The sequence below is a fragment of the Caulobacter sp. DWP3-1-3b2 genome, assembly GCF_049896325.1.
Classification (GTDB): Bacteria; Pseudomonadota; Alphaproteobacteria; order Caulobacterales; family Caulobacteraceae; genus Caulobacter.
Map to the genome: position 1 here is coordinate 17845 of NZ_JAFCUB010000008.1, position 13434 is coordinate 31278.

The 13434-nt window shown below is 67.3% G+C and carries 14 protein-coding genes and 1 pseudogene; 8 read left to right on the forward strand and 7 right to left on the reverse strand.

The genetic code is table 11. From position 1 onward, the window contains the following. Positions 1–114: 114 nt before the first annotated feature. Positions 115–888 carry a 4,5-DOPA dioxygenase extradiol gene (gene ygiD / locus ACP7AG_RS07985; protein ID WP_426030428.1) on the forward strand — a complete coding sequence of 258 codons (774 nt, stop codon included), beginning with the start codon at positions 115–117 and terminating at the stop codon, positions 886–888. 185 nt (positions 889–1073) lie between these two features. Then, positions 1074–2444 carry a S41 family peptidase gene (locus tag ACP7AG_RS07990; RefSeq protein ID WP_426030430.1) on the forward strand — a complete coding sequence of 457 codons (1371 nt, stop codon included), beginning with the start codon at positions 1074–1076 and terminating at the stop codon, positions 2442–2444. Between the two features lie 41 nt (positions 2445–2485). Here the strand turns inward: ACP7AG_RS07990 and ACP7AG_RS07995 are convergent, their stop codons facing one another. Then, entirely contained in the window at positions 2486–3199 is a 714-nt protein-coding gene (locus ACP7AG_RS07995; RefSeq protein ID WP_426030432.1) for a DJ-1/PfpI family protein, read from the reverse strand. A gap of 79 nt (positions 3200–3278) precedes the next feature. On the opposite strand from ACP7AG_RS07995, the gene ACP7AG_RS08000 reads away from it, so the two are divergent. Then, the gene (locus tag ACP7AG_RS08000; RefSeq protein WP_426030434.1) at positions 3279–4244 is read left to right on the forward strand and encodes a GlxA family transcriptional regulator; all 966 of its coding nucleotides are present in this window, start codon (positions 3279–3281) and stop codon (positions 4242–4244) included. 112 nt (positions 4245–4356) lie between these two features. Further along, positions 4357–5004 carry an outer membrane protein gene (locus ACP7AG_RS08005; RefSeq protein ID WP_426030436.1) on the forward strand — a complete coding sequence of 216 codons (648 nt, stop codon included), beginning with the start codon at positions 4357–4359 and terminating at the stop codon, positions 5002–5004. Between the two features lie 116 nt (positions 5005–5120). On the opposite strand, the gene ACP7AG_RS08010 is transcribed toward ACP7AG_RS08005, so the two are convergent. Next, on the reverse strand, positions 5121–5684 hold the full coding sequence (locus ACP7AG_RS08010) for a DUF1003 domain-containing protein (protein ID WP_426030438.1): 564 nt from the start codon (positions 5682–5684) through the stop codon (positions 5121–5123). A gap of 141 nt (positions 5685–5825) precedes the next feature. Between ACP7AG_RS08010 and ACP7AG_RS08015 the strand changes: the two genes are divergently transcribed. Beyond that, a complete protein-coding gene (locus ACP7AG_RS08015; protein ID WP_426009693.1) occupies positions 5826–6014 on the forward strand; it encodes a YegP family protein in 189 nt (62 codons plus the stop codon). A gap of 107 nt (positions 6015–6121) precedes the next feature. Next, a complete protein-coding gene (locus tag ACP7AG_RS08020) occupies positions 6122–6931 on the forward strand; it encodes an SDR family oxidoreductase (RefSeq protein ID WP_426030440.1) in 810 nt (269 codons plus the stop codon). Here ACP7AG_RS08020 and ACP7AG_RS08025 read toward each other — a convergent pair. Next, on the reverse strand, positions 6891–8024 hold the full coding sequence (locus ACP7AG_RS08025; protein WP_426030442.1) for a cell wall hydrolase: 1134 nt from the start codon (positions 8022–8024) through the stop codon (positions 6891–6893). The two genes, ACP7AG_RS08020 and ACP7AG_RS08025, sit on opposite strands and share 41 nt — an antisense overlap. A gap of 453 nt (positions 8025–8477) precedes the next feature. Here ACP7AG_RS08025 and ACP7AG_RS08030 point away from each other — a divergent pair. Continuing rightward, a pseudogene (locus ACP7AG_RS08030) lies at positions 8478–8636 on the forward strand (aldehyde dehydrogenase family protein); the annotation flags it as partial. Positions 8637–9014: 378 nt separating this feature from the next. Here the strand turns inward: ACP7AG_RS08030 and wrbA are convergent. Continuing rightward, positions 9015–9614: an NAD(P)H:quinone oxidoreductase gene (gene wrbA, locus ACP7AG_RS08035; protein WP_426030444.1), complete on the reverse strand. Its 600-nt coding sequence runs from the start codon at positions 9612–9614 to the stop codon at positions 9015–9017. A 63-nt stretch (positions 9615–9677) separates the two neighbouring features. Next, positions 9678–10376 (reverse strand): pirin family protein, encoded by a 699-nt coding sequence (locus ACP7AG_RS08040; RefSeq protein ID WP_426030446.1) that lies wholly within the window; start codon positions 10374–10376, stop codon positions 9678–9680. Positions 10377–10636: 260 nt separating this feature from the next. On the opposite strand from ACP7AG_RS08040, the gene ACP7AG_RS08045 reads away from it, so the two are divergent. Then, on the forward strand, positions 10637–11545 hold the full coding sequence (locus tag ACP7AG_RS08045) for a LysR family transcriptional regulator (RefSeq protein ID WP_426030447.1): 909 nt from the start codon (positions 10637–10639) through the stop codon (positions 11543–11545). Positions 11546–11704: 159 nt separating this feature from the next. On the opposite strand, the gene ACP7AG_RS08050 is transcribed toward ACP7AG_RS08045, so the two are convergent. Together ACP7AG_RS08050 and ACP7AG_RS08055 are read right to left on the reverse strand one after the other, a co-directional pair. Further along, positions 11705–11830 carry a hypothetical protein gene (locus tag ACP7AG_RS08050; protein ID WP_426009709.1) on the reverse strand — a complete coding sequence of 42 codons (126 nt, stop codon included), beginning with the start codon at positions 11828–11830 and terminating at the stop codon, positions 11705–11707. Between the two features lie 125 nt (positions 11831–11955). Beyond that, entirely contained in the window at positions 11956–13380 is a 1425-nt protein-coding gene (locus ACP7AG_RS08055) for a protein adenylyltransferase SelO (protein ID WP_426030448.1), read from the reverse strand. Positions 13381–13434: the final 54 nt, after the last annotated feature.

Genomic DNA, 13434 nt, shown 5'->3' on the forward strand with positions numbered 1-13434 from the left:
CGACGGCCACGATGTGGCCAAATGGTCGCCCTCGCGCCTTCCCGGGTGCGTATTGAAAGACGCCGGCGGCGACCTATCTGTAACTCATAGAGTAGCTGATCGGACCTCGCGCCCATGACCGCCCGCCTGCCCGTCCTGTTCCTCGGCCACGGCTCGCCGATGAACGCCATCGCCGACAACGCCTGGAGCCAGGCCTGGGCCGCCCTGGGCGCCGCCCTGCCCCGCCCCAAGGCGGTGCTGATGATCAGCGCGCACTGGGAGACGATGGGGGCCAGCGCGGTCGGTGCGTCCGAGCGCCCCGAGACCATCCACGACTTTGGCGGCTTCCCCCAGGCGCTGTTTGACGTGCGCTACGACGCGCCGGGCGATCCGGCCCTGGCGTCGCGGGTAGCGGAGCTACTTTCGCCCTATCCCGTCGTGCAGCACCCGACCCGAGGCCTGGACCACGGCGCCTGGGGCGTGCTGCGTCCGATGTATCCGCACGCCGATGTGCCGGTGGTGCAGCTGAGCCTGGATCGCGGCCGCTCCGACCGCTGGCACTATGAGGCCGGCCGACGCTTGGCCGCCCTGCGCGACGAGGGTGTGCTGATCATCGGCAGCGGCGACATCGTCCACAACCTGCGCGCCGTGAACTTTCGCACCGGCGAGATCCCCGACTGGGCGCCGCGCTTTAACGACACCGCCAAGGCGTTGATCGCGGCCGGCGATCACGACCCGCTGATCGACTGGCGCGCCCTGGGCCCCGACGCCGAGGCCTCGATCAACAGCGCCGAGCACTACCTGCCCCTGCTTTATGTGCTGGGCGCCCAGCAGGCCGGGGATGAGGTGTCGTTCTTCACCGATGACCTGTTCGCGGCGATCTCGATGACGAGTGTTCGTGTGGGGTGAAGGCGCCGACCGCCCCCTCCGTCGGCTTCGCCGTCTCCTCTTCACCCGCGAAGCGGGGGAGGAGGCGCGATGCGAATACGCATCGTGACGGCGGGGGCGTCGGCCACCGTCAAAACCCATACTCCCGCTTGCCATGGCCGCCCGACACCGTCGAAGGTCCGCCCGTGCAACGCAGGGGATTGTCCATGAAGCGCCGCAGCGCCGTCCTCGCCATCCTGGTCGCCCTCACCGGCGCGGCCGCCAACGCCCAGGCCGTTGACCCGACCCAGGGCGTCTGGCGTTCGCGCGGCTATGGCTACATCGTGCGGATCGACGCCAGCGAGACCAAGCTGTTCCACGCCGTCGGCGCGGCCTGCTACGCCGATCCGCGCCCTGAGGCCGATCCCGATGGTGTGCTGGCGGTGCGCCACCTGGCCGGCCCAAACGTCCTGGCGACGTCATCCGGCCCTGCCGACACCAGCTATCTGTTCGACCGCTTGCCGGCCCTGCCCGCGGCCTGCCTGGCCAAGACAGCCTGGACGCCGCGCAAGATCACCGCCCTGGCGGCCGACACCTTCGCGGCCTTCTATCCCTCGACCAGCCAGCGCCATGTCGATTGGACCGCGAGGGCCCGCATCGCCGACAAGGCCGCCGCCAAGGCCACCAATGGCGCTGCGCTATTCGACGCGCTGAACGGCTTGATGGTCGGTCTTGACGATCCGCATGTCGGCTTGCAGGCCACCCTGGGCGACGAGGCCCGCGACTTCGAGAGCGGCGAGGCCGCCACCCTGATCCGCGTGCGCTCGAACTCCCGGCAGGCCGATCCCGCCGCCTCCGAGAAGGCTTGGCTCCAGACCTACAAGCGCGGCGTCCTGGACGACGTTCTGAAAGGGCGTGGCCACCAGGCCGCCAATAACCGGGTGATCTGGGGCCGGGTTGGCGAGGTCGGCTATCTCAACATCGTCACCATGGGCGGCTTCGACAAGGAGGCCGCGCCGGGCGACCCCGCCGCGCTCGACGCCGCGCTGGACGACGCGCTGCAAGCCTTTGACGGCGCCAAGGCGGTGATCGTCGATGTCAGCAACAATCGCGGCGGCTATGACGCCATCGGCCTGCGGATCGCCGGACGCTTCGCCGACCACTCGCGCCTGGCCTGGAGCAAGTTTGCCGTCGGCGCGCGCGATGTGACGCCCCAGGCTTTTCACGTCCAGCCGTCGCGGGCGCGTCGCTATCTGGGGCCGGTCTATCTGGTGACCAGCGATGTCACGGTCAGCGCCGGCGAAACCTTCACCCTGGCCATGCGCGCCCTGGCCAACGTGGTCCAAGTGGGCGAGCGCACCCGTGGCGGCCTGTCGGACCAGCTCAACAAGCCCCTGCCGAACGGCTGGATGCTGACCCTGCCAGCCGAAATCTACCGCGACCCGCAAGGCGCGCGGTATGAGGCCGTGGGCATCTCGCCGGACGCCCCCCGCGCGGTGTTCGCCGACGACCTGGCCGAGGGCCACGCCCGAATGATCCGTGCCCTGATGCAGGAGATCGAGCGGGGCGATGCGCCGCAGCCGGTGGCTCGGAGCTAGGGCAGGCCAACGCCGCCTAACCTCCGCCGCCTCTTGCCGCCCTAAGCCATCCGCGCCAGCTTCGCGCCCGCCAGCCGCGCCGCCGCCCACCGCTCGTCCATGCCCTTGCCGTAGACCGCCTGGATGCGCTCCAGAACCGCCGGAGGGGCGGTCTCGGGGCGGCCGGCGTTGAACGGTGGGGCGGGGGCGTATTCGACGGCCAGCTGGATCGCCTGAGCCACGTCGTCGCCGGCGATCTCGGCGGCGATAGTCAGGGCGAAGTCGATGCCGGCCGTCACCCCGCCGCCGGTGAACACATTGCCGTCGCGCACCACCCGAGCCGGGTCGGGGATCGCGCCGAACAGGGTCAGCTGGTCGCGCCAGGCCCAGTGGCAGGCCGCGCGCCTGCCCACCAGAAGACCAGCCGCGCCCAGCAACAGCGACCCGGTGCAGACCGAGGTCACGTAGCGCGCCCCGGCCGCCAGCCGGCGCAGCTGGGTCAGGAAAGCCGCGTCGGCCATGGCCTGGGTCGTGCCGAACCCGCCGGGCACGCAAAGCAGGTCGCAGTGCTCGATGTCGGCCAGCCTGGCCACGCGGGCGAACACCAGACCCTCCGCCTCGACGTCGCCGCCCGCCTCGCTGGCGATCACGACCTGTGCGCCGGGCAGGCGGCTGAGGATCTGGTGCGGCCCGGTGAAGTCCAGGTGGGTGACGTCCGGAAACAGGGCGAAGACGATGTGAAACGGCGCGGGCTTCTTTGGCGCGTTCTGGGGCATGGGTGAGACCTCCGATTGACGCCGCAACATCGCAGGCCTAGCGTCTGGCTTAAATGACATAATTCCCTCGGAAACAGCCATGCTCCGCACAATTGGCTTCTTGATCTTCAAAGACTTCCAACTGCTGGACGCTGCTGGGCCGATCGCGGCGTTCGAGATCGCCGGACGTCTCGCGCCGGGCGCCTACCGTCTGGCGCTGTTGGCCCGAGACGCTGGCCCGGTGGCCAGCTCTTCGGGGTTGGCGATGACCGCATCCGCCTTCGCGGACGCGCCCGCCCTGGACACCCTGATCGTCTCCGGCGGTGAGGGCACGCGCACGCCGGCCATCTGCGAGACCACCCTGGCCTTCGTGCGCGACGTGGCCGCCAAGGCCCGCCGCACCGCCAGCGTCTGCTCGGGAACCTACGTCCTGGCCGCCGCCGGCCTGCTGGACGGTCGACGCGCCACCACCCACTGGCAAAGATCGCAGGACTTCCAGCGCCGCTATCCCGCCGTGCGGTTGGAGCCGGACCGGATCTTCGTCCAGGACGGTTCGCTGTGGAGCTCGGCCGGCATCACCGCCGGCATCGACATGGCCCTGGCGATGATCGGCGCCGATCTCGGCGAGGACATCGCGCGAAAGACCGCCCAGCAGTTGGTGGTCTATCACCGGCGCCCCGGCGGCCAGTCGCAGTTCTCGGCCCTGCTGGAGATGCAGGGCGGCCGGTTCGACGGCTTGTTGGCCTGGGCCCGCGAGAACCTGGCCCAGCCGCTGACCGTCGATCAGCTGGCCGGCCAAGCCTCCATGAGCCCCCGCAACTTCGCGCGGCTGTTCACCAGCGAGACCGGCGCCACGCCCGCCAAGGCGGTCGAACGCCTGCGCGTCGAGGCGGCTCGCGCCCTGCTCGACAGCCAGCCGCTACAGATCGAGGACGTGGCCCTCGAAACCGGCTTTGGCGACTCCGAACGCATGCGCCGAGCCTTCGTCAGGGCGTTCGGCCAGCCGCCTCAGGCGATGAGGCGGCTGGCGCGCGCGACGCAACCGAATGTTGCAGCGACGCCATAGTTCGCAACAAAAGGTCAAGCTTGAGCAACCGGAGATTTACTCGCTTGCCGAGACCGCTTACCGGCGTCCCGTCCGCTATCGGACGCGTCAATATCGGGGGATAATTTTTTCCATGCGTTTGTTCATCACCACCACCGTCGCCGCCCTGGCGATCGCCGGCGCAGCCTCGGCGCAGGACGCCAAGCCCGCCAAGGCTTCGGCCGCGAAGGGTCAGTACATCTCGGTGGCCGGCGGCTTTGTCGGCAAGAGCGACTACGACTACACCCTGCTGCCGGGCTACAAGCTCAAGGCCGATGCCGACACTGCCGCCCAGGGCGTCTTGGCCTGGGGAACCCAGCTTGAGGGCAACTGGCGCGTTGAATTGGCGCTCGGCTATCACAGCCAGGACGTCGAGGCCGTGGTCGTGCCGAACATCAACGTGAAATCGACCGGCTCGGTCAAGACCGTGACCCTAGACATGAACGCCTATTACGACTTGCCGGTCAAAGGTCCGGTGAAGCCCTATGTGGGCGTCGGGTTCGGCGCGGCGTCGGTCAAGTTCGACGACGGCCTGCTGGATGACAGGGGCTCCGGCCTGGCCCTGCGCGCCATGGCCGGCGCCAGCGTCGCGATCACGCCGGCCATGTCGCTGTTCGCCGAAGGCCGTTACGAACGCGTCGGCTCGATGAAGGTCGAGGTCACCGCCGGCGCGACCAAGACCAAGTCGTCGATCGACATGTCGGGTCCCAGCGCCCTGGTCGGCGTCCGCTTCGGCTTCTAGGGCGGGAAGGCGCGCCTTCGTGCGCGCCTTCCGCCAGCCGCCTCAGGCGTTGCGGCGGACGGCGAAGAGCGCCTGATGAAGGTGGGGACATGCACATGTGCATGTCCCCAATCCGATCAGCCACGGTCTTCCGTCATCTTGGCCACCTGGGCCTTTAGGATATCCAGCGCCTCGGTGTTGCCGCGCAGGATCTCGACCATCTCCTGTTCGCGCAGGGCGTCCAGCTTGCCGTGCAGACGCATGATCTCCAGCTCGGCGCGCAGATTGACCACATAGTCGTGCTCGGCGTTCAGCCTGTCCTTCGTGGCCTGGCGGTTTTGGCTCATCATGATCACCGGCGCCTGGATCGCCGCCACGGTCGACAGGATCAGGTTGAGGAAGATGAAGGGATAAGGGTCGAATGACAGGTGCAAGGGCCTGAGCCCCACGTTCAGCCCGATCCACAGCAGCAAAGCGGCGCAGAAGCCGCCGATGAAGGCCCAGGAGCCGCCGACCGCTGCGACCTTGTCGGCCAGACGGTCCCAGAAGCTGCGGTCGTCGGCCAGCAGGGCCTGGTTCAGCCCCGTCGGCGCCTCGGCCGCGATCAGGTCGATAACGCTTTTCTGGACGTCCTTCAGATCGACATAGGGCGTGGCCAGCAGGTCGCGGGACAGCTGGTCGAGGCGGTCGTTGGGGGTCATGGGCGCTCGCGGGGTGAGGATTTGTAAAAGTTGCGCCTCGCGCCGCCGGACGCAAGCGCCGGAGATTGACGCCTCTCGCCACCAAGGCGAGGTTGCCGCGTCGGTTCATCGACAAGGCACGGTACCAGTGGAGCGCCCCCCATGGCTTACAAGTTCGTGATCAAGAAGGACAAGAAGGACGAGTTCCGCGTGAATTTCGTCGCTTCCAACGGCGAGACGATGTTCTCGACCGAGGGCTACGCCTCTAAGGCCTCGGCCAAGAACGCGATCGAGTCCATTCTCAAGAACGGCCCTACAGCCGAGGTGGTGGACGAGACCTTGGCGGGCTGACGTTTGGGGACACGCACACGTGCATGTCCCCACTGCCATCCCCGACTTGACCACACTGCCCTCCCGGGCGTCTGATCAGTGATAACAAAGAAAAGGGAGGGGAACACGTGAGCGCCAAAGCGGAAGGCCGCAAGGCCGTCTTTATCACCGGCGCCGCCAGCGGCATCGGCCTGGCCTGCGCCAAGCGCTTCGTCGCCGAGGGCTGGTTCGTCGGGCTGTCGGATATCGACGCGGTCGGGTTGAAAGCCGCCCTGGTCGCAATCGGCCCGGCCCATGGCGCGATTTTCAAGCTGGACGTCCGCGACCGCGCCGCCTGGACCACCGCCCTCACGAACTTCGCCGCCCTGACCGAAAACCGGGTAGATGTTCTGCTCAACAATGCCGGCGTCGCGCGCTTTGGCCCATTCGAGAGTCACGACGACGCCGATATCGACCTGCAGTTGGACATCAACATCAAGGGCGTGGTCAACGGCGCCCGCGCCGCCCTGCCGTTCCTGAAAGCCACGCCGGGCTCGCGTCTGATCAACATCTCGTCCTGCGCGGGCCTGTACGGCTCGCCCAGCCTGGCGGTCTATTCGGCCACCAAGTTCGCGGTTCGAGGCCTGTCGGAGGCGTTGGACATCGAATGGAAGGCCCACGGCGTTGGCGTGGCCTGCGTCATGCCGTGGTTCGTCGAGACACCGATCCTCAACGCCAGCCAGCCTGGCAGCAACGCCAACATGTCGGACGTGCTGAAGGCCGGCGGCCTGCCGGTCTATCCCGTGGAGGACGCCGCCGAGGTGATCTGGCGCGCCGTTCACGGCAGGGACCTGCATTATTTCGTCGGCAAGCGGGCCAAGCAGATGCGCTTCGCCAGCAGCCACATGCCCGGCGCGCTTAGGAAGCAGCTCCGGTCGCGGCCGCCGATGACACCTTGACTGCGTCGCCCGCCGTCGCCGACGAGGTCTTGGTCGGGTGCATGGCGGGGGCCGAGGCGGGCTCGGACACCGGACCCAGGGGTCCGCCCATGCCGCCCGGCGCGGTGGCCGGAGCTTGGACCGAGGGCAGCACGAGGGCGCTGGCCACCTGGATGGCCGGCGCCGACGACTTGCCGTCAGCGGTCGTTGTGGTGGCCAGACTGGCCAGGGTGACGCTCGGCAGATCGTCGGCCGTCGACGGACGCGGCGTGCGGCTGAAGGCGTCCGGCGCGCCGGCCCGACCGCCGAAGCGGTAGAACACGTGCATGCCCACCTGGGCGACGCGCAGCAGGCGCGGACCCCAGCCCGGCGCGACGCCGGTGGTGTGGAAGTGGGTGGCCGCGCCGACTTCGCTCATCACGGCGCCCGACAAGGCCCGCGCGGCGATCTTCTGGGCGCGGTTCCAGGCGCCGACTTCGCGGCCCCGGCGCATCGAGCCGTCGCAGGCGAAGCTGAACTGGCAGCCGGTGTGGGTGTAGGCGCCCTGGAACACCACGCCGCAGATCGACTTGGGGAACGAGGGGTGGCGCACGCGGTTGAGCACCACCTGGGCCACGGCCGCCTGGCCACTGGGAGTCTCGCCGCGGGCCTCGTAATAGACCGCCTCGGAAAGGCACTCGAGTTCACGCGAGCTTTCCAAGGCGTTGGTCAGGCGAAACGGCGCGACGGCCGGGTTGAACGGGCCGCCGAAGCTGGCGCGCAGCAACAGGGGCTGACGATCGTCGTCACTGGCTCGGCGCTGCTCCAGGCGCTCGACCAGCAGGGCCGACTGGCGGTCGCGCTGGGCGCCGCCGGAAACGGTGTAGGGATCGTGACGGCGGGCGATGGCGAGCGCGCCGGCATCCATCCGAGACGCAGCCTGGTACAGCGCCGTGTCGGAGAAATTCCCCTCGGCGCCGTCGGCCAGGCGAGAGACTTGAGCGTGCTGGCTCGCGGCTTGGGCCATGCCCCCCGCGAGGTAAACGCCGCCGAGCGCCAGACCCGTGGCGGATCCGACCAATACGGCGCCGACCAGCGCGCGCGTATCCGCGCACGTCTGCGACTTGGTAAACAAAACTCGTGTCCTGCGCGGCGAGGGCGAACCGCCCCCCGACAAAAACGCCCCTAGAAACCCGGAAAATTACTGTCGGGCGGCTCTAAAAGCGGAGGCTCGGCCGGTTCACGATGGTGGCCGAAATCCTACTTGTGAGCCGCCTTATGACGCATCTGTCACGGAGTCGCAAGCGCGGCCGGCGCCGCACCCTGAATTCAGGGAGCCTATGCGACAGATGGAGTGGTTAATTCTTTGATTCTAACGAAAAAACGCGACAGTCCCGAGCTTCCACAAATGGACGAATATTCACCGCCCGAGATAGACTTCCGTTGCGTCGCTCTCGATGCGACCCGAGCCGTACACCGTCGTTACTCTAGCGCGAGGCTGAAAATGTCCCGGAGGACATGAGGTCTGCTCATTGGCCGTTTTCTGTCGCTCTGGCGGCCGCTTTTTTTCTGGCGGTTTTCGGACCTGGGTGGACGGGTCGGCGGGGCGTTCGGCGGCGAAAAGGAGACCGGCGGCGACCGCGAGGCTGGCTCCGACAGTTGGAAGGCCTACATGCGCCTCGCCACCAACACCGCGAGCTATGGGACCACCCTGCCGCTGGCGCAGGGCGTCACCTTCGAAGTCTAGGGCGGGTTCGGGGCGCGCCTCAGGCGCGGCGGTAGCGGCGGGCCAGCAGACGGACGGTGAACAGCAATATCGCCAGCTTCCAGAGGTTTGCCAGCAGGCTGTCTTGGCGACGACGCATGGGTCTACCCCTTTGGGTTGAGGGATGGAGATGGGCGGTGAAGGAAAAACCGGTTGGCTCCTGGGGGAGAGCCAGCCGGTCTTGGCGATCGGTTCCGGGGGAGGGCTAAAGCATTTCCCGACCTGACTGCGCCAGGCCGTGAGCTCTAATCTTCTGTTTTAACGCATTTTTCTTCACGCGAACCGCAACCACTTCGCTCGAAAAATGCTCCAGACCCTGGCGCGGATCGCCTTTCTTGAACGATCCGCGCTTGGCTTGGCTTAGCCGAACAGTTTCGCTGCGGTCTTGGCGACCAGCTCGCCCTGGTGGCGGGCGCCGTCCAGCTCGATCTGGCTGGGCTGACGCGAGCCGTCGGCGCCGGCGATGGTGGTGGCGCCGTAGGGCGCGCCGCCGGCGATTTCCTCCAGGGTCATCTGGCCTTGGTGGCTATAGGGCAAGCCGACGATGGTCATCCCGAAGTGCAGCAGGTTGGTGATGATCGAGAACAGCGTGGTCTCGTTACCGCCGTGCTGGGTGGCCGACGAGGTGAAGGCCGCGCCGACCTTGCCGTTCAGCGCGCCGCGCGCCCAGAGGCCGCCGGCCTGATCGAGGAAGCTGGCCATCTGCGAGGCCATGCGGCCAAAGCGGGTGCCCGTGCCGACGATGATCGCGTCGTAGTTTTCCAGGTCGGCGATCGTGGCGATCGGGGCGGTCTGATCCATCTTGTAATAGGACTTGATCGCGACCTCTTCGGGCACCAGTTCCGGCACGCGCTTGATGTCGACGGTGGCGCCGGCGGCGCGGGCGCCCTCGGCGACGGCGTTGGCCATGGTCTCGATGTGGCCGTAAGCGGAATAGTAGAGAACGAGAACCTTGGGCATGAAAGCCTCCTTGGAAACGTCGGGTTGGCGTTTGGATTTCGGTTAGAAGAGGCGGGCGAACATCTAGGCGGCGTCGACGAGCACGAGTTCAGCGTCCTCGACAGCCTTGATGATCAGAACCGCCACGTCTTGGATGGCCGCGCCGTCGCGGGTGTTGAGGGTTACGCCATTGACCTCGACCTTGCCGGTCGAAGGCACCAGATACCCCTTGCGGTCCGCGCCGAGCGCGTACTCGGTGGTCTCGCCGGCCTTCAGCGTCGCGCCGAGCACCCGGGCGTCGGCCCGGATCGGCAGCGCGTCATTATCGGCTTCGAACCCGCTGGCCAGGGCCACGAACTTGCCGGAGCGGTCGCCCTTGGGGAAAGGCTTGGCGCCCCAGGCGGGACCTTCGCCGCGCTTGTTCGGGATGATCCAGATCTGGAAGATCTTGGTCGTGTCGCCTTCCAGATTATATTCCGAGTGCCGGATACCGGTGCCGGCGCTCATCACCTGAACGTCGCCGGCCTCGGTGCGGCCCGAATTGCCCATGTTGTCCTGGTGGGTGATCGCGCCCTCCCGAACATAGGTGATGATTTCCATGTCGGCGTGCGGATGGGGCGGGAACCCCGTGCCCGCAGCGATGGTGTCGTCGTTCCAAACCCGCAGGGCGCCGTGATGGGCGCGCGAGGGGTCGTGATAGCCGGCGAACGAGAAGTGATGCTTGGCGTCGAGCCAGCCGTGGTTGGCGCCGCCGAGGCTATCGAATGTTCTGACATCGATCATTTCGAAATCTCCTCAGAAGGTTGTTGGGGGAGGAGACCGTGTGGCCCTCTCCGGTGCGGAGAAGATGATCTCTTGCATCGCGATCCGAAATGGAAATGATCGAAACAAACCGTTTCTATTTTTGCTTCCATCCACCTTCTCGGCGAAGGCCGGGACTCAGATCCAAGCGGTGGGGATGATTGGAAAAACTCTGAGTCTGCTGGAGCCCATCTAAGCCTTGCCATCTGGGTCCCGGCCTCGCCGGGAAAACGGAGATCGAGATGAAACTTCCTGACTTCGAGGCCTGGGCCGTGTTCGCCAAGGTGGCCGAGACCGGCTCCTTCGTCGGCGCTTCCGAGCAATTGAACCTGTCGAAGGCCACGGTCTCAAAGGCCGTCGGCCGGCTGGAGCAGCGGCTGGGCGCCACCCTGTTTCACCGCACCTCGCGCCGGCTGTCGCTGACCGAGGCCGGGCGGGCTTCGCTGCATCGGGCGACCCACATGCTGCATGAGGGCGAGGCGCTGGAGGCCGAGGCCTCGGCCCAGTCGGCCACGCCACGCGGCCTGGTGCGGGTGGCCGCGCCGATGTCGTTCGGCATCGCCCATCTGGGACCGGCCTTGCCGGCGTTCTTCGCCCTGTATCCCGAGGTGTCGATCGAACTGTCCCTATCGGACCAACTGGTCGACATCGTCGAGGACGGCTTTGATCTGGCGCTGCGCATCTCGGCCCTGGAGGATTCCAGCCTGCTGGCGCGTCGTCTGTGCCCGGTTCGGGTGATGCTGGTCGGCGCGCCGGCCTATTTCAACCAGCACGGCCGGCCCGGCCATCCCAAGGACCTGAGCACGATGAGCGGCATGTTCTACACCAACAGCAAGTCCAAGGACGTCTGGCGGTTCGAGCATGCGGAACACGGACAATATGCCGTCAGCCTGCACAGCCCCTTGCGGGTCAACAACGCCGATATCCTGCGGCCGTCGCTGTTGGCGGGCCTGGGCCTGGCCATGCAGCCTGACTTCCTGGTGTGGCGCGATGTGCGGGACGGCTTGCTGGAAGAAGTCCTGGCCGACTGGGCGCCGCCGCCCATCGCCCTGCACCTGGTCACCCCGCCCAGCACGATCCGCCCGGCGCGGGTGGAGGTGCTGATCGCGTTCCTGGCCAAGGCCATGGGATCGGCGCCGTGGTTGGGGTGATTGGAATTCCTTCTGCCCTTGCGGGAGAAGGTGGCCTGCGAAGCCGGTCGGATGAGGGGTCGATGGCGCGGTCAACCGCGAACGGCAATGGGCCAGCGAGACCGCTCATCCGTCGGCCTTCGGCCGCCATCTTCTCCCGCAAGGGGAGCAGGAAGGCTGCTAAGCCAGCTTGTGCTTGTCTTGCAGACACTCGCCGATGGCGCGGGCGCAGCCGGGAAGGCCCAGGGCGCCGATGAACGACATGGCCACCGCGCAGACCAGCATTACGGGTTGGAAGAAACGCATGCGAAATTCTCCACCAGCCAATCACCCGTCGGGCGTGCTCCAGTCAGTGTAAGGCTGAAGCTTGACGTTTGTTCCTGCCTTATGCCGGAAAAGTCAGCATGCGGCAGATTTGTCTCACCCGTATGTCAGTCTCCTAACGCATAGGCGACACGGCTCTCCTCCAGCCTGGCCAGCTTGGCGTACAGAGGCGACCAGTCGTCGGCCTCGGCGATCGGCGCCCAGAGGGCCTCGACCTCGTCGATCAGCATTTCCTCCGGCTCGGCGCGCGCGAAGACGGGGCTGTCCAGCCGCTCGGGGCGGTCGGCCTCGAAGCTCGACAGCCGGCGACGCAAATCCACGAACGCCTCCTGGCCGTAGAGGTCGCCGCGCGGCCCGGCCAAGGCGCGGGCTTGCGACGCCTCTCCCCCGAACCAGTCGAAGAAGAACGGCTCCCAGCGCAGCGCGTCGCCGCCTGCGGCCAAGGCTCCAAACGCCGCCTGCACCAGATCGATATCGTCCTGGGTCGAGCGGCTCTTTACGCTCATGCGGTCGAGCATCGCCGCGCGGAGCGCGTCGCGATAGAGATCGGAAAACCTGTTGAGCGCGGCGACGAGCCCCGCCTGGTCGGTGACCTGGGCCAGGCAGCCGGCCAGCTGTTGCAGGTTCCAGAACACCGCCTCGGGCTGGCGGCCGAAACTGTACAGGCCCTGATGGTCGAAATAGGCCGCCGTAAAATTCGGATCGTTCTTCGGCAGGAACCGCCAGGGGCCGTAGTCGAAGCTTTCGCCCGTGACCACCATGTTATCGGTGTTGAGCACCCCGTGCACAAAACCGGCCGCCATCCACCGGGCCAGCAGTTTGGCGCTGGCCACGACCACCTGTTCCAGCAACACCTTGGGCCGGTCGGGCTGGTCGGCGACGTGCGGGTAGTAGGTCTCGACCGCGTGATCGACCAGCACGGTGACCAGGTCCGGCCGCTCGGCGAAGGCGTGGCGCTGAAAGCTGCCGAACCGGACATGGCTGTGCGACAGCCGCGTCAGCACCGCCGAGCGGGTCGGGCTGGGCTCGTCGCCGCGCACCAGGTCCTCGCCGGTCTCGACCAGTGAGAAGGCCCGCGAGGTCGGCGCGCCCAAGGCCTCCAGCATCGTCGCGGCCAAGATCTCGCGCACCCCGCCCTTCAGGGTCAGCCGCCCATCGCCCGAACGCGACCACGGCGTCTGGCCCGAGCCCTTGGTGGCCAGGTCGAGCAACCGGTCGCCGCCGATCTCGCGCTGTTGGGCGAACAGGAAGCCGCGCCCGTCGCCCAGGTCGGGGTTGTAACTGCGAAATTGGTGGCCGTGATAGCGCATGGCCAGCGGCCCCGGCTGGTTGCCGGGCAAGGGACTGAACCGCGCGAAATGGTCCAGCCACTCGGAATCGGTCAGCACGTCGAGTCCCACGCTCGCGGCCGCGCGGTCGTTGCGGAAGCGTAGCATGGTTTGGGGGAAGTCGGCGGGTCCGACTGGATCGGCGAAGTCTGGTCCCAAACGCATGAACACTGGATCAGGGCGATAGGCGGGGGAGATCGGCATGCCCAGGAGATGAGCCGCCCCGCCCGCCGACGCAAGCTGGCAAGCCGCCGTTTC

Excerpts from the sequence above, each read along its gene's own strand:
- ACP7AG_RS07995 (WP_426030432.1), bottom strand. The coding sequence starts at position 3,199 with ATGCCCCAGAACGCGCCAAAGAAGCCCGCGCCGTTTCACATCGTCTTC.
- ACP7AG_RS08045 (WP_426030447.1), top strand. The coding sequence starts at position 10,637 with ATGAAACTTCCTGACTTCGAGGCCTGGGCCGTGTTCGCCAAGGTGGCC.
- ACP7AG_RS08005 (WP_426030436.1), top strand. The coding sequence starts at position 4,357 with ATGCGTTTGTTCATCACCACCACCGTCGCCGCCCTGGCGATCGCCGGC.
- ACP7AG_RS07990 (WP_426030430.1), top strand. The coding sequence starts at position 1,074 with ATGAAGCGCCGCAGCGCCGTCCTCGCCATCCTGGTCGCCCTCACCGGC.
- wrbA (WP_426030444.1), bottom strand. The coding sequence starts at position 9,614 with ATGCCCAAGGTTCTCGTTCTCTACTATTCCGCTTACGGCCACATCGAG.
- ACP7AG_RS08015 (WP_426009693.1), top strand. The coding sequence starts at position 5,826 with ATGGCTTACAAGTTCGTGATCAAGAAGGACAAGAAGGACGAGTTCCGC.
- ygiD (WP_426030428.1), top strand. The coding sequence starts at position 115 with ATGACCGCCCGCCTGCCCGTCCTGTTCCTCGGCCACGGCTCGCCGATG.
- ACP7AG_RS08055 (WP_426030448.1), bottom strand. The coding sequence starts at position 13,380 with ATGCCGATCTCCCCCGCCTATCGCCCTGATCCAGTGTTCATGCGTTTG.
- ACP7AG_RS08010 (WP_426030438.1), bottom strand. The coding sequence starts at position 5,684 with ATGACCCCCAACGACCGCCTCGACCAGCTGTCCCGCGACCTGCTGGCC.
- ACP7AG_RS08050 (WP_426009709.1), bottom strand. The coding sequence starts at position 11,830 with ATGCGTTTCTTCCAACCCGTAATGCTGGTCTGCGCGGTGGCCATGTCG.
- ACP7AG_RS08000 (WP_426030434.1), top strand. The coding sequence starts at position 3,279 with ATGCTCCGCACAATTGGCTTCTTGATCTTCAAAGACTTCCAACTGCTG.
- ACP7AG_RS08040 (WP_426030446.1), bottom strand. The coding sequence starts at position 10,376 with ATGATCGATGTCAGAACATTCGATAGCCTCGGCGGCGCCAACCACGGC.